Origin of the sequence: Sphingomonas sp. CCH10-B3 (assembly GCF_001556185.1) — a bacterium.
Lineage (GTDB): Bacteria > Pseudomonadota > Alphaproteobacteria > Sphingomonadales > Sphingomonadaceae > Sphingomonas > Sphingomonas aquatica.
The window spans coordinates 24,260-49,132 of the sequence record NZ_LSIJ01000026.1 but is presented as its reverse complement, the minus strand read 5'-3'; the positions used below and the strand labels follow the sequence as shown (position 1 = coordinate 49,132).

The following is a 24,873-nucleotide window of genomic DNA, read 5'->3' as shown; positions in this document are numbered from 1 at the left end:
GGTCAGGCGCGCGCGAACCCCGCCTTGCGCGCCGAGAACACCGCGATCGCGTAGCAACCCGCCAGCAGTCCGGCATCCTTGAACAGGAACTGCGCGAGCGAGCCGATGAAGGGGAAGCCATAGCCTTCCTCCCACAGCGGCACGCCGAGCGTGAAGCTGAGCGTGATGAGGAACGTCGCCATCCCCATCAGCCCGCCGATCACGCTGATGCGCGGCGAAAAGGCACCGAGCGCGAGCGCTGTCGCCGTCGCCAGCTCGATCGTGCCGATGACATTGCTCGCCACGCGCGGACCCCATAGCGGGTACATCCAGGCGAACAGCGGATATTGGCTCGCGATCCGCGCGACTCCTTCGGCCTCATATTGCGCGAACTTGGCGATGCCGAAGAACAGGAAGATGAAAACCAGCGCCCAGCGCAGCGCAGCAATCGCGCTGTCGGTCGATGGCACAGGAAAACGATTGGTCACGGCAGGCCCCCAAAATGGTCACAGGATTTGCCGGACTTTCGGGGCGCGCGGCGCAAAAGTTACAACGGCTGCGAGAGCGCAGGCAGTAAACGCTCGGAAACATATGCTTGATTGACGCGGCCGCATGTCTTCAAGACGCGCGAGAGCATATAGAGGAGGCTCCTCTGATCGGCGCAAGACTCTCAACTGACTTGCTGAATTCCGACAAGTTTGATAGCTTGGTCGCCATTGCCAGACGAAGGATAGCCCCATGCTGTCGGTCATCTTTGCGCTTGCCCTTGCCGCTCAAACCACCCCGGTCGCAGATGCAGCGGCGCACGAAGCGCTGGTTGCCGAAGCGCGCCAGGTGGAGCGCGATTTCGTCCCGCGCAATTTGGCCACCATCGATCGGACACGCGCGCGACTTTTGGAGCTTTCGCGTCGTGCAGCCCGTATCGGCGACCGACCGCTCGCAAATGAGCTGAAGGTCAAGGCCGCGTATGTTCAGCTTATCGCGGGCGGGGCCGATTGGGTACGATTTGCCTTGCTGGACGTGATCAAGGACGCGCAGACCAGCCCAGCTATCCGGAACGCAGCGCGCAACATGCTTGTCTATGTCAACAGACCGCTCGCGCGCGACACGCGACAGGGTGACACTCCGACACCGACCGCTCAAAATTTCGGTTTTCCGTACACGAACAACGGTTTCCCCGAGCCGACCTTTCCGTCCGTAACGCGCTGAGCGCCGACCGGTCGGCAGGCCTTCTTGACCTCACTGTATCGCCTTCATAATACACAAGGCGCTACTTCGGAGGGATGGAATGCTTCATTTCAATCGTCGTGACGTGATGACGGCGGGCGCCGCGCTCGCCGCTATGCCGCTGATCGGCGCAGGCGCAGCCGAGCCGATTTGGGAAAAGCTGCCGACCGAGGCCTATCCCGGCAAGCGCGACGACATCAGCTTCGCCGATCCGCTTAACGGCTGGTATGGCACCGGCAAAGGTGACCTGTTCCGCACCACCGACGGCGGCGCAAGCTGGTCCAAGATCGCGAGCAAGCCTGGCACCTTCATCCGCGCGCTGGGTTTCGTCGATGCGAACACCGGCTTCATCGGCAATATCGGCACTGATTATTACCCCGGCGTCACCGACACCACGCCGCTCTATCGCACCGACGACGGGGGCGTCACCTGGACCCCGGCGGACCTGGGCGGCAAGACCATCGTTGGCGTGTGTGCGATCGACGTGCTCAAGACGCAGCGCATCTATCAGGGCAAGCTCGAGCCGCGCGTTGTCGTCCATGCGGCGGGACGGGTCGGCGGCCCCACTGGGCTGCTGCGCTCGACCGACGGCGGCAAGAGCTGGTCGGTGAGTGACTTGACCGCGCAGGCCGGGATGATCCTCGACATCAGGTTCCTCGACGAGCAGACCGGGCTGATCTTCGCCTCGACCGGCCGCGATCCAGCGACCACCGAAGGACTGATCTTGCGCACGGTCGACGGCGGCAAGAACTGGACGCCGGTCTATAAATCGGGCCGCGCCGCCGAGCTGATCTGGAAGGCATCGTTCGTGAGCGCGAAGGTCGGCTATGCCACCGTGCAAAGCTATGACCCGGCGCGCGCGCAGCAGCTGATCGTCAAGACCGTCGACGGCGGCAAGAGCTGGACCGAACTGCCGATGGTTATGGACGCAAAGGCGCGCCAGTTCGGCATCGGCTTCCTCGACGAAGCGCGCGGCTGGGTGGGCACGGCGGCGGGCGGCTTCGAGACGCGCGATGGCGGCAAGACCTTTGCCCCCGCTCCGGTCGCGCGGGCGGCCAACAAGTTCCGCGTCGTTGCGGACGGCAGCAAGCGGTACGTCTATGCGATCGGCACCGAGGTCCAAAGGCTCACAATCGGCTGAAAACGAGACCATTTTTGTAGTTTCATTATCCTACAAGGCGCGATAACGTCTTATCCGACAGGGGTTGCCTTGTTCCAGGGGGCTGGAACCGGGTTTTGCGAGGGAGACCTCCAATGCGATCGCCTGTTGTTCCGCTGCTGCTTGCCATTGCTGTACCGACGACTGCCCTTGCGCAGGATGCGCCGGCCAAAGATCGCGAAGTCGTGGTCACGGGCTTGCGCCTGAGCGAGACCGAGCGCGCGCTGCGCGACTGCATCGCGCGCAAATGTCCGGCCGATCAGGAAATTGCCGCAACGCTGCAACATGCGGAAAATCTGTTTGTGGCAGGCGATTACGAAACGGCGCGATCGGTGCTGCGGCAGGGCCGCGACCGCAATCGCCGGTTCGCCGCTGCCTATCCGACGCAGGTTGCCACGTTGCTGCGGGCGGGCTCGCGAGTGGCGGTGCATCTGGGCGACAATGACGAATTTCGGCTCGGCGCGATCGACAGCCTCGGCGCGCTGAAGGCAGGGTTGCCCGCCGACGATTGGCGTTTGCTGGGCGGGCGGCTCGAAATCGCCGACGCATTCGCGCACCTTGGGCGGTATCAGGCGGCGGAGGATTATTACCGCGACATCGCGGGCGATGCTCGACGCCGGCACCTGCCCGCAATCGAAGGCTTCGCCCGGCTGCGGATCGTCGCGCTCTACGAAAACTACGCGCAGGGCGATCCAGGCACTTTCGCAGGTGCGGTGAAACTCGCTGCCAAGGAGCTGATCGGCCGCGACGATCCGGCGATCAGACCATTCGCTCGCGCCGCAGAGCTGATCCTCGCCCGCCAGCAGGCGCGTTTCGGCGATCTTCGCCCGATCGACCAGTTGATCGCGCGTTATGGCGACGAACTGCGCACGACGCGCCCCGTGCTCGTCTACACGCCGTCGCTGACATTTCTGGACGAGATCCTGCCGCGCGCCGAAGGCGGCAATTCACTGAGGGGCCTGTCGCAGGCGGTGACCGGGCAATGGATCGACGTGACGTTCTTTGTCCAGCCGAACGGTCAGGTAAGTGGTGTAGATCTGCTGCGCGCGAGCCCTGGCCTGCGGCGGCAGGATTGGTCGCAACTGGTGATGTCGGGTATTAAGCGCCGCCGCTATCTCCCGCTCAAGCTCGATCCGGGCGATCCGGGCCTGCGCCGTGTCGAACGATACACGCTGACGGCATCGATCAGCAACGGCACTGCCGAAGTGGCCCAGACCGAGAATTTCCGCCCCAAAGGCCGGTCGCGGCGCTTGAGCGACACACCGCATATCGAATATCTTGATCTGTCGATCGATCCCGCGCTCCCGGCTGCCATCGGTGACAAGGCCGACGGTCAATCAATTTGACGCTCACGAGATCGAACAATCTATCCGGATGGGAAAAGTGATGATGCGCCATGCCTCGCTTGCCATGTTGCTCGCCAGCGCGCTTGCCGTTCCGGCGTTCGCCGCACCCGACGACAAGGCCCGATCGGCCGTTGTCGTGACCGGTCTGCGCCTGAGTGAAAGCGAACGCGCGCTGAAGGAATGTGTCGCGCGCAAGTGCCCGGTCGATGAAGATGTCGCTGCGACTTTGCGCCACGCCGAAAATCTTTTCGTCGCCGGACGCTATCAGCAGGCCCGCAACACGCTTTTTGCCGGACGCGACCGGACACGGCGCTTTGCCAAGACCTATCCGGTGCCGGTTTCGAACGTCACCCGCGCGATCGCCACGGTATCGGCGCATCTCGGTGAAGGCGAAGCCTATCAACTCTCGTCCATCGACACGCTCGATGTCCTGAAGGCCGGCCTGCCGCGCGACGATGCACGGGTGCTGGGCGCACGGATCGAGCTCGCCAACGCCTATGCCCGGCTTGGCCGGTTCGAGGCCGCGGAGGAAGCCTATCGCGCCGTGGCGAGGCGCGCGAAGGAGGTCGGACTGTTGCAGGTGCAGGGGCTTGCCGAACTTCGTCTGGCAGTGCTCTACGGCGGCTATGCGGAAAACGATCCCGCCAGATATCGTGCCGGCGAAGAGGCGGCATTGGCGGCGATCTTGACCAATTCCGACCCGCGCTACCGCGTCTTCGTGCAGGCGGCGCGGGTGCTTCAGGCCCGGCGGCAATTGCGACGCGGCGACACCAAGGCCTTTGACGCTGTGCTCGCCGATCTGCGCCGTGACGGCGCGACCGAACGGCCGGTGCTGGTCTATGCCCCGCCGATCCCCTCAATCCGCGACTCCGCACGTGGCGCCTATCAAAGTGATGATAACCGGGCCAATGGCAACCCCTTCGGCATCGGTGTGTCGGTCATCAACGAATATGCGCGGTTGCCGCTCCGACTGTACGATGACCAATGGGTCGACGTCAGCTTTTACGTTGCGCCCGACGGTCATGTGACCGACGTCGGCATTTTGCGCGGCAGCGGTAAGCTGGAGAGCGAGGACTGGGTCAAGCCGATCCTGGGATCGATCGCGCTCAGGCGTTATCTGCCGCTCAATCGCGATGCGACCGATCCAGGCATCCTGCGCGTCGAACGCTATACGCTGACGTCGCTGATGGAAGCGCGCATCGGAACGCGCATCCGCCAGCGTGGCCCCGAGCCGCGGATCGAAACGCTCGATCTGTCGATCGATCCGGCCCCGCCCGAGCCCAGCAAGGGATCGATCTGACACCTTGATTGCCGGGCGTCCCTCGCCGCGCTAGGGACGCGCGCGCACTCAAGCGCTTGCTCGCCGGGAGACTAACGCGTGCGGACCATTTGCCTTGCCGTGGCGCTCGCGCTGCCCGTCGCTGCCTTGGCCCAACAGGCACCCGAAACGACACCGTCCGGCCCTGCGCCCGCCCCGGCGCCCACCGATGTCACCGTCACGGCGCAGCGGCTGCGCGACACCGACCGCGCGCTGCAGGAATGCATCGCACGCAAATGTCCGGTCGATCAGGATGTCGCCGCGACCTTGCGCCATGCGGAAAATCAGTTCGTGGCGGGCAAATATGCCGATGCGCGTCGCACGCTGCTCGCCGGGCGGGGCCGCAACAAGCGTTTTGCCAAGGATTATCCGCTGCCGGTCTCCGAACTGCTGCGCGCGAACGCAAGGATCGCTGCGCACCTCGGCGAGGGCGAGGCCTATCAGGTCAGCACCTATGACACGCTGAGCGCGCTCAAGTCCGGGCTGCCAGCCGATGATCCCCGCATCCTCGGCGCTCGAATCGAAGTCGGCGACATGCTCGCGCGTTTCGGTCGCTTCGAACCGGCCGAAGAGGCCTATCGCAGCGTCGCCCGGCGCGCGCATGAACTCGACCTGCCGACGGTCGAGGGCTTTGCGCTGCTGCGCGTGGGCGCGCTCTACAGCAGCTACGCGGTTGGCGATCCGGCGACCTATGCCAGCGGCGCACGTCGCGCGCTCGACGAGCTGATCGCCAATCCCGACCCTCGTCTGAAGCCATTCGTACGCGCCGCCCGACTGTACAAGGCGCGCAATGCCGCCCGCACCGGCGACACGCGCGCGCTGGATGCGTTGCTGGCCGAATTCAGGGACGAAGGCGCGGGCGACCGGCCCGTTCTGCTCTTTGCCCCGCCGATTCCCGAACTGCGGCCATCGACCCGCGAGCTGAGCGGCGGCGGCGCGCTCAACCGGATTGCGCTGCGAAACTATGACGAGCAGTGGGTGGACATCAGTTTCTACGTCGCCCCCGACGGCCATGTCACCGACGCGGGCGTCCTTCGGGCGAGCCCCAAGCTCGACGGCGACGATTGGGTGAAGCCGATCATCGCGACGATCAGTGCCCGCCGTTATGCGCCGCTCAAGCGCGATCCGAGCGATCCCGGTATCCTGCGGATCGAGCGCTACACGCTGACATCGCGCTGGGAAGAGCAGCTGGGCACGCGAATCCGCCAGCGCTCGGCCGCGCCGCAGATCGAAATGCTCGACCTGTCGAACGACCCGATCCCCGCGAAGGTCAAACCCGCAAGCTAGGAATCATCGCGGCCACTCTTCGCGCAGCAGCCCCCAGATGAAGCTGTCGCGGATGCCGATGTGCGTTTCCCATTCGCCGCGCAGCCGCCCTTCGAGCGTGAAGCCCAGCGCGCGGAGCAGCTTGTTCGACGCTTCGTTATCGGGATCGGTATCGGCGCAGGCGCGGCGCCAGCCCTCCTCGATGAACAACAGGTCGAGCAGCCGCGTCACGGCTTCACGCGCAATCCCCTGCCCCCAATGGCGCCGCGCGAGCAGATAGCCGATCTCGGCGACGCCGGGCCGCACTTCGCCCGCTGCCAGCGTGCCGATCGCACGGTCGTCGCCCTTCAGCGTGATCGACCAGCCGCGCCATTTGGCGTCGTCCACGCGCTCCCCGAGATACGCCCGCGTCTCGTCGAGGTCGGTGTGCGGCGCGCTCGACCAGTAGCGCATCAAATCGGCGTCCGAGTAAGCCTCAAACAGCGCCTCGGCATCGCCGGTGGTTTGCGGACGCATGCAGAGCCGCGCGCTCGCGAACCGGTCGTTCACGCGCAGAGCGCCTCCACCAGCGCCTTGACCTTTTTCTGCCGCCACTGCGGCAGCGGCGCGACCAGCCAATAGCCGAGCCGATAGGGCTTGGGCTCGCCGATTACCACGACGCGGCCCGAGGCAATGTCGGCACGCGCCAGCAATTCGGGCACGGTTGCGCGGCCGATACCCGCCGCGGCGGCATCGAGCGCGAGGCCGGCGTCGCCGACGCGCACCAGCGATACTTCGGGATCGTTGAGGCAGCCGGGCCACGAAATGCGGGTATCGGCGCCGCCGCCCGGCCGCTCGACCGTCACCATGCCTTCGGATTCGAGCGATTCGCCTTCATGCTCGCCCGGCCCCTCGCCCCAGCGGATCGCGAGGTCGAGGTTCGCCTCGGTGAAGTCGATAGCTTCATCGGCATTGACCAGCGCGAACCGCAGCTCGCGGTCCTGATGCGCGATTTCGGCGAGGCGCGGCAGCAGCCACTTCTCGGTCAGGTCGCGCGGGGCGGCGATGGTCAGCGACTTGCTCGACTGGCCAGCCTGCATCGCGCGCACTGACTCTTCGAACTGGAGCAGCCCGTGGCGCAACGCGCTGAGGCCCGCTTCGCCTTCGGGCGTCAGTTCCAGCCCCTTGGTCGTGCGCCGGAACAGCACCACGCCCAGCGTATCCTCCAGCGCGCGGATCTGCTGGCCGACCGCCGCCGGCGTCACTGCGAGTTCGTCGGCGGCGCGGGTGAAGCTCAGGTGGCGCGCGGCGGCGTCGAGCACGCGCAGACCGTTGAGCGGCAAATGGGTACGCTTCATCGGGGGCTCAGCTCGCGACGGCAGGCGCGATAAGCGCGAATTTGGGGATGTCGACGTCGAACGCCGTGCCGTCAGCGGCGATCATGTGATAGCTGCCCTGCATCGACCCCGTCGGCGTCTGCAGCGGACAGCCCGACACATAGTCGAAGCTCGCGCCCGGCGCGATCTGCGGCTGTTCGCCGACCACGCCTTCGCCCTCGACCGAATGGCGCAGGCCGCGCCCGTCGGTGATCACCCAGTGCCGCGTCAGCAGCTGGACCGCGACGTCGCCCTCATTCTCGATCCGCACATGATAGGCCCAGAACCAGCGCCCGCGGCGCGGGTCGCTCTGCTCCGGCAGATAGCTGACCGACACCCGCACGATCACGCCCTGCGTCTCGGCGACATTGGGAAACAAGGACTTCATCGCGTCGATCATAGCCCGACCTTGCCGAGCGCGCGATCAAGATCGTCGATCAAGTCGGCAGGATCTTCGAGGCCGACATTGATCCGCAGCATGCCTTCACCGATGCCCATTTCGATCCGTTTATCCTCGGCAACGCTCGAATGGGTGGTCGAAGCCGGGTGCGTCATCAGCGAACGCGAATCGCCGATGTTGTTGGAAATGTCGATCAGTTCGAGCGCGTCGAGCAGGCCGTGCGCCTGTGCGCGGCCCTCGACCTCGAAGGCGAAGATCGGCCCGCACGCGCTCATCTGGGTCATCGCCAGATTATGCTGGGGGTGGCTGGGGAGGCCGGGGTGGAGGATGCGCGGCACCCGCGCCTCAAGGAAGCGGCCGACCGCAAGCGCATTCTCGCTCTGCCGCCGGACGCGCAGATCGAGCGTCTCGAGCCCCTTCAGCACCACCCAGGCATTGAACGGCGACAGCGTCGGCCCGGTGTTGCGGGTGAATGGCAACAGCACGTCGTTGATGAAGGCGGCGGTCCCGCACACCGCGCCCGCCAGCACGCGCCCCTGCCCGTCCATCATCTTGGTCGCGCTATAGGCGGTCACATCGGCGCCGAACGTCATCGGCCGCTGAAGCGCGGGTGTCGCAAAGGCATTGTCGACCACCGTCGTGATGCCCCGCGCGCGCGCGATGTCGCACACCGCTTTCAGATCGACGATGTCCATCGTCGGATTGGCCGGGGTTTCGAAAAAGAACACCTTGGTGTTGGGCCGCGCCGCATCGACGAACGCCTGTGGATCGCGGGCATCGACCGTCGTCGTCGCAATCCCGAACTTTGGTAGCAGTGTGTCGACCAGCCAGCGGCACGAGCCGAACGCAGCGCGCCCCGCGACGACATGGTCGCCGGTCTGGAGCTGGCACAGCAGTGCCGCCGTCATCGCCGCCATGCCGGTCGCCATTGTCCGGCACGCCTCGGCGCCCTCGAGCAAGGCGATGCGGTGCTCGAGCATTTCGACCGTCGGGTTCTGCAGCCGCGAATAGGTCATGCCCGCCTGCTCACCAGCGAAGCGCGCCGCCGCATCGCCCGCGCAGTCATAGGCATAGCCCGAGGTGAGGAACAAAGCCTCGCTCGTCTCGCCCCATTCGCTGCGCGCGGTGCCGCCGCGCACGGCTTGTGTCGCGGGGCGCCAGTGACGGGCGGAGTCGGATTGTCCGGTATGACGTTTCATCGCCGACCGTTTGCCGGTTCGCGGGCCCTGCCGTCAATGGTCAGGGGCGCTTGAACCGCGCCCGCCGAAATGGGAGAGGCCCGGGCGATGACGACCGATTCGCAAGCACAACGCCCGTTCCTGATCGCACTCGCGCTCGGCATCGCCGCCGAACTGCTGTTCCTCGCCAATCTCGCGATCCCGGCCAAGCCTGTGTTCGACGAGGTCTATTATTCGGAGGCGGCGCGAACGATCGCCAACCTGCACGGGCCGTACAACATCGAACATCCGCTGCTCGCGAAGACGATCATGGCCGGCGGGATCCTGTTGTTCGGCGACACCAGCTTCGGCTGGCGCTTTTTCTCGACGATTGCGGGCGCGGTTGTGATCATGAGCGTGTTCGCGATCGGCTGGCAGCTGTTCCGCCGTGTTCGCCCCGCGCTGTACGCCGCGATTTTCGTGCTGCTGAACTTCATCGTCTATATCCAGGCGCGGATCGCGATGCTCGACGGCTATATGGCGGCGTTTGTGATGCTGGCGATTGTCACGATGATAACCGCCGCGCGCGCACCCGCTGACACCGCCCGGCGCTGGCTGTTGGTCAGCGCCGTCCTGCTCGGACTGGCGGTCGGCGCGAAATGGACGGCGATTCCGTTCGTTGCCTTTGCGGGGCTGGCGATGATCTGGCTCAAGCTGCGCGGCAACCGCACCTATTTCGCCGGCATTGATCTGGTGCCGGGGCTGGCGATCTTGGGGCTGGTGAGCATCGCCACTTATGCGCTGACCTTCGCGCCTGCCTTTTTCTACCGCTATGAGCCGTTGACGATCGCGACCTTCATTCCCCACCAGTTCCGCATCTTCGCGCAGCAGACCGCCCCCCTGCCGCTGCATCCCTATCAGTCGCCGTGGTGGAGCTGGGCGCTCGACCTGCGGCCGATGTGGTATCTCTACGAACCGGTCGAAGGCGTGCAGCGCGGCATCCTGTTGCTCGGCAATCCGGCGGTTATGTGGGGCGGGCTGATCGCGGTCGGCGCCTGCCTCTATGCGGGGATTCGCGAGCGCGTGCAGCCGATGCTGGCGATCGCGCTGCTGTGGCTGGGCTCCTATGGCATGTGGGTGCTGATCCCGAAGAAGATTGGCTTCTTCTATTATTATTACCTGCCGAGTGTGTTCCTCGGTCTGGCGATTGCCGCCGCGCTCGAACGCTATGCCGAACCGCGCTTCAAATATGCCAGCGAAGCGGCGCTGGTGCTGACCTTCGCGCTGTTCGCGTATTTTTTCCCGATCATTTCGGCCGCACCGCTCGACGGCGATCAGGCGTTCCTGCGCTGGATGTGGTTCGCGAGCTGGCGTTAATACCGACCCCAGACGAAGCGCGACGACAGCGCATAGTTCCACACCGCGCCGACCAGCACTCCAACCAGCGCCGACACGGCCCAGCTCCCGTCGCGCGCGTTGTGGAGGAACCCCGCGACGCCAATGTTCGCCACCAGCCCGACCGAACACACCACGCAGAACGACACCCAGCCGTCGAACAGCGCCCTCACTCCCTTCAGCCGCCGGTCGCGATAAGTGAGCGCGTTATTGAGGAAAAAATTGGCGGTCATTGCGACGACCGCGGCCAGGATTTGCCCGACCAGAAACGCTCCTTCGCCCCACAGCCGGACGATCGGGAACAGCACTGCCATGTGCACGCCGACGCCGATCAGCCCGATTGCCGAGAACATCGCGAAGCGCACCGGGATGATCCGCCCGAACATCCGGTCGTAGAGCGCGATCAGGAATTCCATCGCGACAACGTGATCGAGCTTGCTCTCGCCGACATCACGCGTGCGGAAGGTGTAGGGCAGCTCGACGAACTTCAGCGGCTGCGGGCTCGCGGTCATGATATCGAGCAGGATCTTGAAGCCGATCGCGTTCAGGTTCGGCACGATCCGGCGAACGACATCGCTGCGGATCATGAAAAAGCCGCTCATCGGATCGGTCAGGTCCGCCTTCAGTACGCGGCGCGACAGCCTTGTGGCGAAGGCCGATTTGGCTACGCGGTCGCGATCCCAGTCGCCGGTGCCGCCGCCCTCGACAAAGCGCGAGCCGATCACCACGTCGAGCGCGGCATCGGCGTGCAGGGCCGCCAGCATCTGCGGCAGCAGCGTCTCGTCGTGTTGCAAATCGCCGTCGATGACCGCGACCACGGGCGCCGCCGTGGCGCACATCCCCTCGATGCACGCCGACGACAAGCCGCGCCGTCCGATGCGCTGGATCACCCGCACCCGCCGGTCGGCCCGCGCCAGCGCCCGCGCCGCATCGGCGGTGCCGTCGGGGCTGTCGTCGTCGACGAAGATCGCTTCCCAGGCGAGGCCCGCCAGCGCCGCATTCAGCTTTTCGACCAGCCGGGGCACATTGGCGGCTTCGTTGAAGGTCGGGATCACAATCGCCACGTGGAGCAACGTCGCCTGCTGATCGCTGGTGGTTAAGGTGTCGAGCATCGCTCCACCCTTGCCGACCGCGATAGCGTCACGCAACCGCTCTGTTGAGCCGGTCGATCAGTCGCTCGCGCGCTGCCAGAGCTTCGGCCGCGCGGCCGCTCAGCAGATCGCGCGCCAGAAAATGGCCGGTCAGCCGCAGTCCCGCGATCACCTGCGGCCAATCCCCTGCGCCGCCCTCGCGCAGAAAACCAGGCAGCGGCAGCAACCGGTCACGATATGCCGCGCCTGCTACCGCGCTGACCGCCGCGCCGCTGTTGGGGCTGACCCAGACGAGGTCTTCGGTGGCGCCAGTCACGGCGCATTGGCCAAGATCGAGCCCGAAGCCAAGCTCAGCCAGCAGCAGGAGCTCGTAGCGCACCAGCGCCGCCGCCCAATCGCGCGCGGCGGGCGCCGCCTCGATTGCGTTAAGCACCGCCGCCAGCGTCGCGAACAGGATCGGATAGGGTTGCGCTTCGGGCAAGGCAGTCGCCGTCAGCGTTGCGATCCAGTCGATGGCGGCGGCGGGCAGCGGCTGGGCGAACATCGGCGCCCGGCTGTGCACCAGCTCGACCGTCAGCGCAGCAAGCTGACTGTCGGTGCGCGCGCGCCAGTCGCCGACCACCAGATTGCCCGGTTGCAGCACCGGTCGCAGCCGGGTCGACCGTCCGCCGCGGACATAGCCGGGTTGCAGGCCGTGATCGGCAGTGAGCGCGCGCACGACCGCGCCATGCTCGCCATGCGCGCGCACGGCGAGGATTAGGGCTTCGACGCGGATATGCATGCCCTCGCTATAGCGCGCGCCGGCACGGCACGGAAATCAGCGGCGGATGCGCCTCGCCAGTGCCTGCAGGCCGAGCCGGTTCACGATCCGCTTGGCCCGTGCCATGCCGCCGTCGAACGCCCCGAGCGCCGCCACCGTCGCGCGATTGGCAATTGTCGGGCGGAGCAGCAGCAAGTCGACGCAGGCGACACCATCGGTCGCGAACTGCCGCTTATGCTGCCCCTCGCCTTCGGTGAAGTCGAAGCGGCGGTGGCAACCCTCGGCGAACAGGTCGCGCATCGCTTCCATCTGCAGCACGCTGCCCGGCGACAGATCGGCGAAGGCAGGATCATGGCCGACATGGTCATAGCGCACCGTGCCATGATCGACCGGGCAGTAGAGATAGGCTGCTGGCTGGCCATCCAGATAGAGCAGCCACGCACGCACCGCATCGGCCGCCGCCAGTTCGAGCATCGATCGCACGAAGCGCGCGTCCTCGGGCAAGCCGCCGCCGAGCAGCTTCGCCTGATAGGTCTTGCGCGACAGCGTCAGCGCCACTTCGTGAAATGCCTCGATCTCCGTCGGCGTCCGGAAGCGCCGCACGTCGAGTGTGCCGCCGTTCGCCTGCGCGAGCTTCTTTGCCTTGCGTTTGATGCCAGACCGCGTGTTCGCGCTCAGCCCGGCGAGATAGGCGTCATGGCCGATCGTCAGGTCGATGTAATGCCGCGTATAGTGCTGGCGGACGAAGGCAAACAGCCCGCCAGTCGCCACATCGGCAACACGCGCTTCGGGCAGCGACGTGATGGCATAACCATCGGCGTCGCGGTCGAGCGTCGGTAAAGTCGGCGCGCGGACTGCCAGCGCATCGTCGAGCGACAGCGCCACGCGCACCAGCGCCCGGTCGATCGCGAAAATCGTCCGCGCCCCGACCTGAAAGCGCAGCGCCTGTCGAGTGGCGCTCATGCAGCGCGCTCGGCCACCCGATTCGACCAGAGCTGCTCGGCCTGGCGCCAGCGCCGTCGCATGGCGCTGGCGGCGAGCGGCACGTCGCTGCGGCCCAGCTCCAGCGGGATGCCCGGAAGGTCCTTGAAGTGCGTCGTCGGCAGCCTGTCGCGATGCGCCTCAAGAAACGCGCAGAGTGCATTGAAGCGGCGGACATGGACGGCATTGGGGGCCGTGCCCGATCGATTGGCCAGTTCGAAACCATGGTTGACGATCGTCACGGCCTGATGCCCCTGCGCCGCTGCATGGTCGAGCGCAGCGCGCATTTCGGTGGTCGACAGCGCGCAAATCTGGACCGTGCGCAGTTTGCCGGGGCTATCCTCGATCACGGTCACCGGTATTTCGGTCAGGCCCAGCCGCGCAACCGGGGCGATCTGGCGCGGCGGCAGGCCGATATTGCTTGGCCAGGGATGGTTCGATCCGTCGTGGCTCGAATCATAGGCAAAGCCGAGTTCAGCCAGCGCCACCAAAGTATCGTCGTTGGCGGCATAGCTGCCGGCACGAAACGCGAGCGGCGCCGGTGCTCCGGCGGCGACGAGCAGGTCGCGCGCCTGCGCAATCAGTTCGCGCTGCTCGGCCAGAGTGAATTCGCACATCTGGAACCGGGCATAGCTGCTGCCCCGGTCGCCCGCTGCTGCGCCGGTCCAATTCGGGTGGAGATGGAGTTGGACGCCCTGCCCCGCGCTCAACACCCTGTCGACAATGCGCTTGATCGGATCGAGCCCGAAAATCGTCGCCGGCATCGGATCGATGAAGAAGCAGGCCTTCAGCCCATGCTTTGCCAGCGTTGCCAGTTGATAGGATACCCCGACGCCCGCCGGCTCGAACGACCGCTCGTACAGCGTCGCCAGATCATGCCCCGCGGCATGGTGACGCCAGATGATTTCGGTATCGATAGTGAAAAAAACGGGCGTCGGCATGTGTCCGGCTTAGCCGCAGAACATGAAAATTCCCCAAACTCTGTGCCGCGCTGCTGGTTCGCCATACACACCTAGCGGGCGTGGTAGAAATCATAGATTTGCTGCGCCACCGCCGCGCTGACACCGGGTGCTTTCTGCAAATCTTCCAAACTCGCGCCGCGCACGGCCCGCGCCGTGCCGAAATGCATCAGCAGCGCCTTTTTGCGAGCCGGGCCGATGCCGGGGACCTCGTCGAGCGGGCTAGCGCCGATCGCCTTGGCCCGCTTCGCGCGGTGCGCGCCGATCGCGAAGCGGTGGACTTCGTCGCGTAAGCGCTGGAGGTAGAACAGCACCGGCGCATTGACCGGCAGCTGGAATTCGCGCCCGTCCATCAGGTGAAATACCTCACGCCCGTCGCGGCCGTGATGCGGCCCCTTGGCGATGCCGACAAGGCAGACATCCTCGATGCCCAGTTCCTCAAGCGCGGCACGCGCGGCGTTCAACTGCCCGCGCCCGCCGTCGAGCAGCACCAGATCGGGCCAGTCGCCTGCGTCGCGATCGGGGTCCTCGTCCTGCGCGCGCGCGAATCGCCGCTGGAGCACTTCGCGCATCATGCCGAAATCATCGCCCGCCACGGTCTCGGGCCGTTTGATGTTGAATTTGCGATACTGGCTTTTGCGGAACCCCTCCGGCCCGGCGACGACCATCGCGCCGAGCGCATTGGTACCCTGAATATGGCTGTTGTCGTAAATTTCGATGCGATCGGGCGGCTCGGGCAGGTCGAACAGCTCGGCGACTTCGCGCAGCAGCTTCGCCTGCGTCGTCGATTCGGCAAGGCGGCGGTCGAGCGCTTCTTCGGCATTGCGCCGCGCCTGATCAAGCAGCTTGCGCCGCACACCCCGCGCCGGCACCGCAAAGCTCACCTTGTGCCCAGCCCGCGCGCCGAGCGCTTCACCGAGCAGCTCGCCCTCGGGCAGCGCGCGATCGACCAACACCGTGCGCGGCGGCGGGACCTCTTCATAGAATTGGCCGAGGAAGCTCGTCAGCACCTCGTCCTCGGGCACATCGGCGGTGTGGGCGGGGAAGAAGCTGCGGTGACCCCAATTCTGCCCGCCGCGGATGAAAAATGCCTGGATGCCGATCACGCCATTCTTGCACGCCATCGCGAAAATGTCGGCGTCGCCGACGCCATCGGCGTTGATCGCCTGGCTCCCCTGAATGAACGTCAGCGCCCGCAGCCGATCGCGCAGGATCGCGGCGAGCTCGAAGTCCATATTCTCGGCTGCCGCCTGCATCTGCGCGCCCAGCTTGGCCTGCACTTCGGTCGATTTGCCTGCGAGGAACGCCTTCGCGTCGGCGACCAGTTCGGCATAGTCATCGGCGTTGATCCGCCCGACGCACGGCGCCGAGCAGCGCTTGATCTGGTAGAGCAGGCACGGCCGGTCGCGCCGCTTCATGAAGCCGTCGGTGCAACTCCTGAGCAAAAACAGCTTCTGCAGCGCATTGAGCGTGGTGTTGACCGACCCCGCACTGGCGAACGGGCCGTAGTAATTGCCCTTGGCGCGCCGCGCGCCGCGATGCTTCTGGATGCGCGGGAACTCATGGTCGGCGCGCAGCAGGATGAAGGGGAAGCTTTTGTCGTCGCGCAGCAGCACGTTGTACGCAGGACGATAGCGCTTGATCAGCTGCGCTTCGAGCAGCAGCGCTTCGGCCTCGTTATTGGTGGTGACGATCGTCATCGACCGGGTGAGCGCCACCATCCGCTGGAGCCGCTTCGGCAGCCGGTCGACCTGGGTGTAGTTGGTGACGCGGTTCTTCAGCGCGCGGGCCTTGCCGACGTACAGGACATCACCACGTGCGTCGTGCATCCGGTACACGCCCGGTCGCGCGGGCAATGTCGCCAGCACGTTGCGGATCGCCGCGACCCCGCCCGCCAGATCAGGCGCATCGGCGCCGCGCACGGCGTAAGTTGCTTTTTCCTCGTTGAAGCGGTCGGGCGATTGCGGTTCCTGCACCGGCACGATTTAGGCGCCGCCGCCCGGCCCGGCAACATCGGCAGCTGGCCATGATGGCGATGCCGCGCCGGTGAATGCTGACTGCCCGACCTTTTGCCTGCCGACCGCTAAACCCAAGTAACTTCTGGCGATCGCTGCGCCGCTGGGGCATCATGTTAGGGACGCAACAAACGGCGGTTGGCGCGGGGGCAGAGCATGAAACTCGAAGGCAAGCGCGCGCTCGTCACGGGCGGCACCGACGGTATCGGGCTGGCGCTGGCCCGCGAGCTGCGCGGGCGCGGCGTCGCGGTGATGGTGTGCGGCCGCACGCCCGATCGGCTCGAAAGCGCGCGTGCCGAAGGGCTGGAGGCCGTCGCCGCGGATCTCGCGACCGACACCGGGCGCGACACGATCGTCAATGCCGTCCATAGCTGGCCGATCGACATTCTGGTCAACAATGCCGGGATCGGCGCGCCCTATGATATCGGCACGCTGATCGATCTGGGCGAAATCGACCGCGCGATTGCGCTCAATCTGACCGCGCCGATCCATCTCGTCACGCGGCTGATCGGCGCGCTGCGCGAGCGGCCCGAGGCGATGATCGTCAACGTGACCTCAGGGCTGGCGATTGCCCCCAATGCCCGCTCGCCGGTCTATTGCGCGACCAAGGCGGGGCTGCGCAGCTTCACTCAGTCGCTGCGCGCGCAGCTGTCCGACAGCCCTATCAGCGTGCTCGAAGTGCTGCCGCCGGTTGTCGATACGGCAATGACCGCCGACAACCCGCATCGCAAGATGGCGCCGGAAGCCTGCGCGCGCGAAATCGCCGAGGCGATAGCTGCCGGACGCAGCGAGGCCCATGTCGGGATGGTCAAGCTGTTGAACGGGGTGCACAATCTTGCGCCTGCAGTCGCGCGGCGCGTGATGCTGAGATACTAGGGATCATCGTCGGCGCGCGACACACGCGCCGACGATGTGCCAGACTTACTTGATCGCCGCGAGACCTTCGGCGAGCTTCTTCATCGTATCGTCGGTCAGCTGGCCCTGCGAGAGCGGCTGTACCTGCGCAAAGCTCATGGCCTTGATCTGATCGTAGAAGGGATTCTGCGTGATGTCGCTGCCGAGCACGGTCATCAGGACCGCTTTCGCCTTTTCGTCGGCGACGAGCTGCTCGATCGGCGTGTCGAGGTTGAACTTCGCTGCCGTGGCAGCGGTGGCGGGCGCCGGCGTGGTGGGCGCCGGGGCAGTCTGAGCGAAAGCAGGGGTCGCGGCGATCGAGACCAGCGCGGCAAGGGCGATAAGCTTCATACAATCCTCGGGGTGCTAGGAACGGTCACGAAATAACCGCGCCGCAATCTCACCCGATTTTCATCGCCAACGCCAGCGCAATTCGGCGCCGCCCGCGCTTAATTGGGGCGCGACAACCCAGAAATCGTGCGATCGACCAGCGCGCGGTCGGCATCTGCGCCATGCTGTCCGGCAATGATCGCGCCCGCAGCGGTCGCAGCCGCCCGCGCAGCAACCGCACGAACCTCGGCAATCGCACCGCGTTCGGCGGCAGCGATCTTGTCCTCGGCCATCTTGGTACGCCGCGCGACCAGATCATTGGCATCCGATTCGGCCTTGGCGAGCATTGCTTGCGCCTCGGCCTCGGCCTGCGCAATGATCGCCGCCGCGTCGCCGGCACTCGCGGCGCTACGGGCCTTGGCGTCGGCAAGCAGGGCCTCGGCTTCGGCGCGCAGCCGCGCCGCTTCGTCGAGCTGACGCCGCGTGTCGGCAATCCGCGCATCCAGCGCCTGCGTGATCCGCTGCGGCGCCTTGGCGACGAAGATCGCCAGCAGAATGAAAATCGTCAGGCCGACATAGACCCAGCCTTCGGCGCTGAGGCCGAGCAGCGTCGGGCCATGTTCTTCGTGATGGGCGGCACCGCCGGCCGCGAGGATCAATGTCATCATCGCATCCGCCCCTTATGCCAGCGCCGCGCGCACGGCATCGGCCGCGACCGGCTCGGCCGGGCGCGCGCCCGTCAGCTTCTCGACAATCGACGCCGCAGCATCGGCTGCCACGGCCTCGATCTCCGTCATTGCCTTCGCCCGGGCGTCGGCGAGTGCTGCGGTCGCCGCTTCGGTGTCCGTGTCGATCTTGGCATTGGCGCTCTTCAGCTTCTGGTCGAGTGCTGCTGCCGCATCCGAACGCGCCTTGGCGAGGCGCGCGCGCGCCTCGTCCTGCGCGGCGGTCACGCCCGCCTGGTAATCGGCCGCCAGCTGGTCGGACGTCGCCTTGGCGGCTTCTGCCGAGGCGATGTCACCCATGACCTTGGCTTCGCGCTCGCCCATCACCTTGCCCAGCTTGGGTAAAGTGGGACCGACCACCCCGAAGTAGAGGATCACGAAGAAGACGGCCAGCCACGCGATTTGCGGCCAGAAGACATGAGTGAAATCGAACTGCGGCATGGCCGGGGCGGCCTCTCCAAAAGCTGGGGTCGAAAGGCGAGCGCTGCTCTTACGAGAAGGCGAGCGCCAGCGCGACGACGGCCGCGATCAGGCCGAGCGCTTCGGTCACCGCGAAGCCGAAGATCAGGCGGCCGCCCATCTTGGCATCCGCTTCAGGGTTGCGCAGCGCGCCGTTCAGATACTGACCGAAGATCGAACCCACGCCGATCGCAGCGAGACCCGCACCGATTGCGGCCAGACCTGCACCGATAACCTTTGCCGAACCAACGTCCATTTCGATAACCTTTCGCTTGAAAACAACAAACAGAACAAAATCTTAGTGCAGATTGACCGCGTCGTTGAGGTACAGCGACGCGAGCAGCGCAAACACATAGGCCTGCACCACCGCGATCAGCACTTCGAGCGCCGACAGCGCGACGTTCACCGCGAGCGGCAGCACACCGAACACATAGGGCAGCGCCCCGAACGAGCCGAGCGCGACGACGAACGTGCCGAACACTTTCAGCAGCACGTGGCCCGCGGTCATGTTCGCGAACAGTCGGATGGCGAGCGTGAACGGGCGGCTGAGGAAGGAGAGGATCTCGATCACGAACACGAACGCGCCGAGCGCCACGCCCGAGCCATGCGGCCAGAACAGCGAGAAGAAGTGCAGGCCGTGTCGCGCGAAGCCGACGACGCACACCGTCACGAAGACGATCATCGCCAGCCCCAGCGTGACCGACACATGGCTGGTCGGGGTGAAGGCACCGACCCAGGGGATCAGGCCGAGCAGGTTGCACACCAACACGAAAATGAAGATCGTGAAGATCAGCGGCGCATAGCGGCGCCCTTCGGGCCCGACATTTTCGTCGAGCATGTTGCGCACGAAATCATAGAGATATTCGACCGCCGCCTGCCAGCGACCGGGCACCAGCTGCGGCCGCGCGGTGCCGACGAACAGGAAAACCGCAATCGCGACCGTCGCGACCGCCATCCACAGCGACGAGTTGGTGAACGAGACGTCATAGCCTCCAACCGCAAGCGGCGTGATCACCTTGAGCGCAAACTGTTCCATCGGGCCGGCCATATCGGTCGCCTCAATCCTTCTTGTCGTTGTCGGGCGCAGCGTCGAACTTCTGCGAATCCTGGACGGTGCGATAGACCGCGCCGGCAAAGCCTAGCACCAGCATCGCGATCATCGCAAAAGGACGCGTGCCGAGCCCGGCGTAAGTGTCGATGCCGTAGCCGATAGCCGCCGACACCAGCACCATGCCGACGAATTCGATCGCGACCGACCAGCCGCGCGTTTCCGCCAGCTTGTCCTTCGCCGACGGGCGCAGATGCTCGGCCTTGGCGCGCGCAATCCGGGCGTCGAGGTCGTCATGTCCGTTCTGGCGATTATCGGCCAACGCGAAGCTCACAGCCCATCCTGATAAAGAAACGCCGCCGCGCATTGGTGCGGGCGACGGTTGAGCTACGCGGAAGCCCAAGCCCCGCGTTGCGGCGCCCGTTTAGAAAGCCCAATCTGCCAAGTCAACCGCAGCGCCGAACCGGGCGGAATTCGCCCGGTTCGTGCTTACAGACAGCGCGGGTCGCGCTCAGGCGCGGCGTCGGTGCGGGTGTGCCAGCTGCCGTCGGGCGCCTGATATTTTTCGCCGGGCACGGTCTTCAGAATCAGGTTGCAGCCCGACACGAAGGCGAATTGCTCGACGGTGCCCCCATCCGCCGCGCCGCGGGTATAGGCGGCCTTGCGCTGGATGTTGATGTTGCTGACGATCCGGCGCAGGTCATCGGTGGGCGTGCCGACGATGCCGAGATAGCCGTCGGGCTGTTCGCCGACCTGCCCCTTGGCGCGTGCATCGGCATAAGCGGGATCGCGCTGCGCGGTGGCGGGGGCGGCCGCGACCAGGGCTGCAAGCGCTGCAATCAGGATCTTGTTCATCTCAGAAAATCCCCGGGTTCTGTTCGATTACCTTCTTGGCCTCACCATCGAGTTTCAGCACCACTTGCGCCGTCACGTTGATGTTGAGGTTGATGACGATCGGCTTGTCGGGTGCCGTGACATTGACGCAGCCGCCAAGTGCCGCCGCTAGTCCCGTGCCGAAACCGGCCATCATTGCCATGCTCGCTCGTTTCATTTCGTCTCCCCCTTTGGCACAGGCTCGCTTGCGCGCGGCTGAACAGGTGCGGCGCTCGTCTCCGGCGCTAACATGCTTTCCGACAATACCCGGCGTGCATAGCCGCCCGGATCGGACAGGTCGAACAATTGCCGGAAAGGCGCCTGAATCCGCACGTTGAACAGAAAGGGCAGCTTCTGCAGCCGGCGGATCAGGAAATTGCTCTTGGCGCCCGCGCCCTGGCTGACGCCTGAAAAACGCACTTCGGTGATCATGTCGCCCGCGAGCGCACCGTTCATGGCAATCGCCAGCCGCTTGTAGCGTAGCGACTTGAGCGCCTGGAACGCCGTGTTGCCCCAGAAACCAAGGTTCTCCTGAGTCACCTCGCCAACATAGGCTATCGTCCCGCCGCCTTCACGGACGTTGAGCTCGCCGCCTTCGATCCGCCCGCCCTTGGCGTCAAAGATGATCGGCAGCACCCCGTCGAACGTGCCGGTCGCGCTTAGGTTCTTGAAATCAAGCTCCTGCAGGAATTGCGCCGCGTCGACCCCTTCGAGCCGGAAGGTCAACCGCCGTTCGGCGCTGATCGCCAGATCGAGCTCGGCGGGTTCGAGAATCAGCGTGCCGCCGGCGAACGGCCAGCGCCCGCCTTCGATCCGGACATGCTGGTTGGCGAGCGTCTGGTAGCGGATGACGCCGCCTTCGACGGGTACGCCCGGATTGACACTCGCCAGCGCCACTTGCTGCCCCGGCGCGCTGACCAGATTGAGCAGGTCGGTGAACCGTATCTCGGTTGCCAGTCCCTCAACCGGGCCAAAGGCAGCATCGAGATTGATGCCCGGCGTTCGGAACACGCCCTCGCTCGTCACCGAGTCGCCCGTCCATGCAATCCGACCCGCGCCCGTGACGTCACCCTTCACTTCGGCAACGACACCGTAGGTGAAGCGCGTCAGCTTGTCGGGCTGGAATGCTTCGCTGAAGCGCAGCCCGGGCACCACGAGATCGGCATGGCCGCTTGCGCTGTCGAGATCATGCGCGATCGTGACGCGGGCGACGGTCGTGCCACCGGCTGGCGTCGTCAGCGTGCCCGTCGCCGCGATCCGGTTGTCGGCCAGCGTCAGCGCGACGTCGCGGGTGTCGAGCGGGTAGAAGCGCGGCTCCGGGTCGGCGTCCGCCACCTGCAGCGCGCCATCTAGCGCCAATGTCTTGCCGTCGAATCGCCACCCGCCGGTGCCTCCGCTCAGTAACAGCGGCACCTTGGCGATCGCGCCGCTGGCGCCACTGAACCTGCCCGCCGCGCCGCGATCGGCAAGCGCCCCGTCGAAGGCGGCGGCCGCGATGTGCGTCACTCGGTCATCGGCACCCAGCCGTGCATCAAGTCCGGTCGCCGCAAAGCGGTTGTCGGCAAGGCCGTAGCGCGCGCTTGCGGCAGTCAGCAGCAGCGGGCTGCCGCCCAGCCGCCCCTTCAATTGCGTCGCGCCCAGCCGCAAGCCGCCGCTCACCCGATTGCCGTCGATCCGCGCCAGCGCATCGCCTTCGGCGCACAGCTTCAGCCGACTCGCGTCGAGCGCGAGCGAGCCTACCCGCAGCGATTCGAAAGCAAGCGCAGTGCAGCCCGGGTTGATCCGCAGACTGCGGCCGTTCCAATAGGCCTCGATCGGCGCCCGCGCGCCTTCGACGCGCCCATCGGCCAAGGGGCCGCTCAGCACGGCATTGGCAGTGATCCGGGTCGCACCCGGCGCCGCACTGAAATCGACATCGCCGAGCGCCAGCCGCGCGTCGCCCACCGCATAGGGGCGCACGAAACCGCTGCCGCGAATCGGTGCGCGCGGGCTCGCCTGCGACAGCCGCATCACCGCGCCCGGCAAGCCGCCCCCGGTCAGCGCGAACAGCCCATCGACGCGAATGCCGCGCGAATCGATCGCGACGCCTTCGCCGCCGTTGAGCGTCGCCCGGAGCGCGGTGCGGCTGGCGAGATCGGCATTGGCCAGGTTGAGCGCAAAGTCGCTGCCCGCGCCGGTCAACCGCACATCGGCACTGGCCGCAAAGTCGCGCGCTGCCGCCGATGTCGCGCTTGCCGCCTGCGCCAGCAGTGGTCCGACCGGCGTGCCCTGCCCCGCCGCCCTTGCCCGCGACAGCGCAGCGAGCCAGCGCGGGCCAAGAGCGGCATGCTGCGCCGATGCCGTGCCGTCGAAGCCATAGCCCGCCGTGCCGACATGATATTGCCCGGTCAGCCGCAGCGCCGCCGCGCGCGCGTCGGCGGTGTCGGCCGCCCCGGAGTGCAGGTCGAGCCGCCCCGCCGTCCGTTTCGGACCACCGTCGAAATCGATCGCACCGGCCAGCGTACTCAGCCGCCCCTGTCGCGCCTGCACGCGGTCGAGCGCGACTCGCCCCTGCCCTCGCCACCGATCGAGCCGGGCGTCGAGCAGCGCGTCGATGTCCGTCACCGCCCCGGTTGCTGCGATGCCCGCGCAGGTCACCGTGCCGGCGCGCACCGGGCCAGTGATGCCGGGCTGCCGCTCGGTGATCCGCACCGCGAGCAGCGCCGCGACCCGCTGGGCCGTGCAGTCCTTATCCCCCAGCCGATCGGCAATCAGTGCCAGCCGTCCGCTGAACCCATTGTCGAGCCGCCCACGCCCGGCGAGCTTGGCGCCGATGATCCCGGCCGGTGTTTCGAGCCGCAGCCGCGCGTCAGCGACATCGACGGCAATCTGCGGCAGGGCGAAGGGCTTGCCGGGCGTCTGCGGCAACAGCCGGTCGAGCGCGCCAAGCTTCAGTCGACCGTCCGCGAACCGCGCGCGCACGCGTACCGTGCCCGCACGTACCGCCGAGACGCTGGCCCCCGCCAGCGAGACATCGGTCGTCAGTTCGACCCAGTCCGCGACCAGATCGGGTCGCGCGGGATCGCCGATCACGACATCGGTCAGCCGCTGCGTCCGCACGCCGATGTCGGCAATGGCATAGCGCGCCGGAACGCCGCGACGGGCGAGCTCGCGATCGACGAAATGCGTGGCGATCGGCCGTCGTTCGATCCACAACCCCACCGCCGCTAGCGCCAACACAGCCAGCGAACCGCCCATCCAGCGCGCGCGCCTGTTGCGGCGCGGGACCACCCCGGTCGATTCGGTCACGCTTGCTCCCACGTCCTTCGGCGCTGCCACCATAGCCCTGCCCGGCCATCGCGCAATTGCCACCCCAGCCGACAAGGCTTAATTCGCGAACCTGCATGACTGTTCCCGCCGATCGGAACGGGGCCGACCCGGCGGCGCCCGATTATCACGGCCACCGCGCACGCCTGCGCCAGCGGCTGGTCGATCATGGCGGCGAAGGGCTGCACGATCATGAGCTGATCGAATATCTGCTCGCGCTCGCCATACCACGCCGCGACACCAAGCCGCTTGCCAAGGCGCTGCTCGCCGAATTCGGCGGGATCGGCGGGCTGATGGCGGCCTCACCCGAATCGCTGTTGCGGATCAAGGGCATGGGCGACACATCGGTCGCGGCGATCCGCATTGTCCAGGCGACTGCGCAGCGGCTGCTCCGTGCCGATGTCGCAGCCAAGCCGGTGATCGCCAACTGGCAGGCGCTGCTCGATTATCTGCGCGCCGACATGGCCTTCCACCCGGTCGAGCGCGTCCGCGTCCTCCACCTCAACACCCGCAACATGCTGATTCGCGACGAAGTGGTGGCGCAGGGCACCATCGACGAGGCCGCCGTCCATGTCCGCGAAATCCTGAAGCGCGCGATCGAGCTTGGGTCGGCAGCGATCATCCTCGTCCACAATCACCCCGGCGGCGATCCGTCACCGAGCCGCGCCGATATCGAGCTCACCCGGTCGATTGCGGCGGCGCTGAAAGTGCCGGGCATTGCACTTCACGACCACATCATCGTCGGCGCGCAGGGCCATGTCAGCCTGCGCGCGCAGGGGTTGCTCTGATCGGCAGGGCCGAGCGCTGCAAACGCCCGGCCCGTGCCCCGA

The 24,873-nt window shown here is 66.3% G+C and carries 27 protein-coding genes; 8 read left to right on the top strand and 19 right to left on the bottom strand.

Annotated elements, in window-relative coordinates; all coding sequences use genetic code 11:
* Nucleotides 1-2: 2 nt before the first annotated feature.
* Complete coding sequence (locus tag AX672_RS06040; RefSeq protein WP_066649873.1) at nucleotides 3-467, bottom strand: DUF417 family protein; 465 nt, start codon at nucleotides 465-467, stop codon at nucleotides 3-5.
* A 250-nt stretch (nucleotides 468-717) separates the two neighbouring features.
* On the opposite strand from AX672_RS06040, the gene AX672_RS06035 reads away from it, so the two are divergent.
* From AX672_RS06035 to AX672_RS06015, 5 genes are all read left to right on the top strand, one after another.
* Nucleotides 718-1,188 carry a hypothetical protein gene (locus AX672_RS06035; RefSeq protein WP_066649866.1) on the top strand — a complete coding sequence of 157 codons (471 nt, stop codon included), beginning with the start codon at nucleotides 718-720 and terminating at the stop codon, nucleotides 1,186-1,188.
* Nucleotides 1,189-1,267: 79 nt separating this feature from the next.
* Entirely contained in the window at nucleotides 1,268-2,347 is a 1,080-nt protein-coding gene (locus AX672_RS06030; RefSeq protein ID WP_168727362.1) for a WD40/YVTN/BNR-like repeat-containing protein, read from the top strand.
* Between the two features lie 113 nt (nucleotides 2,348-2,460).
* Entirely contained in the window at nucleotides 2,461-3,711 is a 1,251-nt protein-coding gene (locus tag AX672_RS06025; RefSeq protein ID WP_066649862.1) for a hypothetical protein, read from the top strand.
* A gap of 40 nt (nucleotides 3,712-3,751) precedes the next feature.
* Nucleotides 3,752-5,011 carry a hypothetical protein gene (locus AX672_RS06020; RefSeq protein ID WP_168727361.1) on the top strand — a complete coding sequence of 420 codons (1,260 nt, stop codon included), beginning with the start codon at nucleotides 3,752-3,754 and terminating at the stop codon, nucleotides 5,009-5,011.
* Nucleotides 5,012-5,089: 78 nt separating this feature from the next.
* Nucleotides 5,090-6,316 (top strand): energy transducer TonB, encoded by a 1,227-nt coding sequence (locus tag AX672_RS06015; protein ID WP_168727360.1) that lies wholly within the window; start codon nucleotides 5,090-5,092, stop codon nucleotides 6,314-6,316.
* Nucleotides 6,317-6,319: 3 nt separating this feature from the next.
* On the opposite strand, the gene AX672_RS06010 is transcribed toward AX672_RS06015, so the two are convergent.
* The 4 genes from AX672_RS06010 to AX672_RS05995 are packed head-to-tail and all read right to left on the bottom strand — an operon-like array spanning nucleotide 6,320 to nucleotide 9,249.
* Nucleotides 6,320-6,844 carry a GNAT family N-acetyltransferase gene (locus AX672_RS06010; RefSeq protein WP_331711174.1) on the bottom strand — a complete coding sequence of 175 codons (525 nt, stop codon included), beginning with the start codon at nucleotides 6,842-6,844 and terminating at the stop codon, nucleotides 6,320-6,322.
* Nucleotides 6,841-7,632: a LysR family transcriptional regulator gene (locus AX672_RS06005; RefSeq protein ID WP_066649848.1), complete on the bottom strand. Its 792-nt coding sequence runs from the start codon at nucleotides 7,630-7,632 to the stop codon at nucleotides 6,841-6,843. Before AX672_RS06005 ends, AX672_RS06010 begins: the two co-directional genes overlap by 4 nt.
* Nucleotides 7,633-7,639: 7 nt before the next feature.
* Nucleotides 7,640-8,038 (bottom strand): Co2+/Mg2+ efflux protein ApaG, encoded by a 399-nt coding sequence (gene apaG / locus AX672_RS06000; protein ID WP_066649900.1) that lies wholly within the window; start codon nucleotides 8,036-8,038, stop codon nucleotides 7,640-7,642.
* Nucleotides 8,039-8,046: 8 nt separating this feature from the next.
* Nucleotides 8,047-9,249 carry a trans-sulfuration enzyme family protein gene (locus AX672_RS05995; protein ID WP_066649841.1) on the bottom strand — a complete coding sequence of 401 codons (1,203 nt, stop codon included), beginning with the start codon at nucleotides 9,247-9,249 and terminating at the stop codon, nucleotides 8,047-8,049.
* Between the two features lie 87 nt (nucleotides 9,250-9,336).
* Between AX672_RS05995 and AX672_RS05990 the strand changes: the two genes are divergently transcribed.
* The gene (locus AX672_RS05990; RefSeq protein WP_202189251.1) at nucleotides 9,337-10,584 is read left to right on the top strand and encodes a phospholipid carrier-dependent glycosyltransferase; all 1,248 of its coding nucleotides are present in this window, start codon (nucleotides 9,337-9,339) and stop codon (nucleotides 10,582-10,584) included.
* Here AX672_RS05990 and AX672_RS05985 read toward each other — a convergent pair.
* The 5 genes from AX672_RS05985 to uvrC all read right to left on the bottom strand — a co-directional run bounded on the left by AX672_RS05985 (nucleotide 10,581) and on the right by uvrC (nucleotide 16,369).
* A complete protein-coding gene (locus tag AX672_RS05985; RefSeq protein WP_066649817.1) occupies nucleotides 10,581-11,714 on the bottom strand; it encodes a glycosyltransferase family 2 protein in 1,134 nt (377 codons plus the stop codon). The two genes, AX672_RS05990 and AX672_RS05985, sit on opposite strands and share 4 nt — an antisense overlap.
* A gap of 28 nt (nucleotides 11,715-11,742) precedes the next feature.
* The gene (gene recO / locus AX672_RS05980) at nucleotides 11,743-12,474 is read right to left on the bottom strand and encodes a DNA repair protein RecO (protein ID WP_066649814.1); all 732 of its coding nucleotides are present in this window, start codon (nucleotides 12,472-12,474) and stop codon (nucleotides 11,743-11,745) included.
* 36 nt (nucleotides 12,475-12,510) lie between these two features.
* Nucleotides 12,511-13,416 carry a GNAT family N-acetyltransferase gene (locus tag AX672_RS05975; RefSeq protein ID WP_082730406.1) on the bottom strand — a complete coding sequence of 302 codons (906 nt, stop codon included), beginning with the start codon at nucleotides 13,414-13,416 and terminating at the stop codon, nucleotides 12,511-12,513.
* Nucleotides 13,413-14,375 (bottom strand): polysaccharide deacetylase family protein, encoded by a 963-nt coding sequence (locus AX672_RS05970; protein ID WP_066649808.1) that lies wholly within the window; start codon nucleotides 14,373-14,375, stop codon nucleotides 13,413-13,415. The genes AX672_RS05975 and AX672_RS05970 overlap by 4 nt, the downstream gene beginning before the upstream one ends.
* Before the next feature lie 71 nt (nucleotides 14,376-14,446).
* Entirely contained in the window at nucleotides 14,447-16,369 is a 1,923-nt protein-coding gene (gene uvrC / locus AX672_RS05965; protein ID WP_066649805.1) for an excinuclease ABC subunit UvrC, read from the bottom strand.
* A gap of 195 nt (nucleotides 16,370-16,564) precedes the next feature.
* On the opposite strand from uvrC, the gene AX672_RS05960 reads away from it, so the two are divergent.
* Nucleotides 16,565-17,284: an SDR family oxidoreductase gene (locus AX672_RS05960; protein ID WP_066649802.1), complete on the top strand. Its 720-nt coding sequence runs from the start codon at nucleotides 16,565-16,567 to the stop codon at nucleotides 17,282-17,284.
* Between the two features lie 45 nt (nucleotides 17,285-17,329).
* Here AX672_RS05960 and AX672_RS05955 read toward each other — a convergent pair whose 3' ends face one another.
* The 9 genes from AX672_RS05955 to AX672_RS05915 form a co-directional block, all read right to left on the bottom strand.
* Entirely contained in the window at nucleotides 17,330-17,653 is a 324-nt protein-coding gene (locus AX672_RS05955; protein ID WP_066649798.1) for a hypothetical protein, read from the bottom strand.
* Between the two features lie 98 nt (nucleotides 17,654-17,751).
* Nucleotides 17,752-18,300, bottom strand: coding sequence for a F0F1 ATP synthase subunit B family protein (locus AX672_RS05950; protein ID WP_066649796.1), 549 nt, complete (start codon nucleotides 18,298-18,300; stop codon nucleotides 17,752-17,754).
* 12 nt (nucleotides 18,301-18,312) lie between these two features.
* Nucleotides 18,313-18,798: a F0F1 ATP synthase subunit B family protein gene (locus AX672_RS05945; protein ID WP_066649793.1), complete on the bottom strand. Its 486-nt coding sequence runs from the start codon at nucleotides 18,796-18,798 to the stop codon at nucleotides 18,313-18,315.
* A gap of 49 nt (nucleotides 18,799-18,847) precedes the next feature.
* On the bottom strand, nucleotides 18,848-19,072 hold the full coding sequence (locus tag AX672_RS05940; protein WP_066649790.1) for a F0F1 ATP synthase subunit C: 225 nt from the start codon (nucleotides 19,070-19,072) through the stop codon (nucleotides 18,848-18,850).
* 42 nt (nucleotides 19,073-19,114) lie between these two features.
* The gene (locus AX672_RS05935) at nucleotides 19,115-19,879 is read right to left on the bottom strand and encodes a F0F1 ATP synthase subunit A (RefSeq protein WP_202189253.1); all 765 of its coding nucleotides are present in this window, start codon (nucleotides 19,877-19,879) and stop codon (nucleotides 19,115-19,117) included.
* Entirely contained in the window at nucleotides 19,875-20,198 is a 324-nt protein-coding gene (locus tag AX672_RS05930; protein ID WP_066649784.1) for an AtpZ/AtpI family protein, read from the bottom strand. The genes AX672_RS05935 and AX672_RS05930 overlap by 5 nt, the downstream gene beginning before the upstream one ends.
* 155 nt (nucleotides 20,199-20,353) lie before the next feature.
* Nucleotides 20,354-20,719: a YdbL family protein gene (locus tag AX672_RS05925; protein WP_066649781.1), complete on the bottom strand. Its 366-nt coding sequence runs from the start codon at nucleotides 20,717-20,719 to the stop codon at nucleotides 20,354-20,356.
* A 1-nt stretch (nucleotide 20,720) separates the two neighbouring features.
* Nucleotides 20,721-20,915, bottom strand: a complete 195-nt coding sequence (locus AX672_RS05920) for a YnbE family lipoprotein (protein ID WP_066649778.1) — start codon at nucleotides 20,913-20,915, stop codon at nucleotides 20,721-20,723.
* Nucleotides 20,912-24,025, bottom strand: a complete 3,114-nt coding sequence (locus AX672_RS05915) for a YdbH domain-containing protein (protein ID WP_202189250.1) — start codon at nucleotides 24,023-24,025, stop codon at nucleotides 20,912-20,914. Before AX672_RS05915 ends, AX672_RS05920 begins: the two co-directional genes overlap by 4 nt.
* Before the next feature lie 95 nt (nucleotides 24,026-24,120).
* Here AX672_RS05915 and radC point away from each other — a divergent pair, with 95 nt between their 5' ends.
* Nucleotides 24,121-24,831: a RadC family protein gene (gene radC, locus AX672_RS05910; RefSeq protein ID WP_066649775.1), complete on the top strand. Its 711-nt coding sequence runs from the start codon at nucleotides 24,121-24,123 to the stop codon at nucleotides 24,829-24,831.
* Nucleotides 24,832-24,873: the final 42 nt, after the last annotated feature.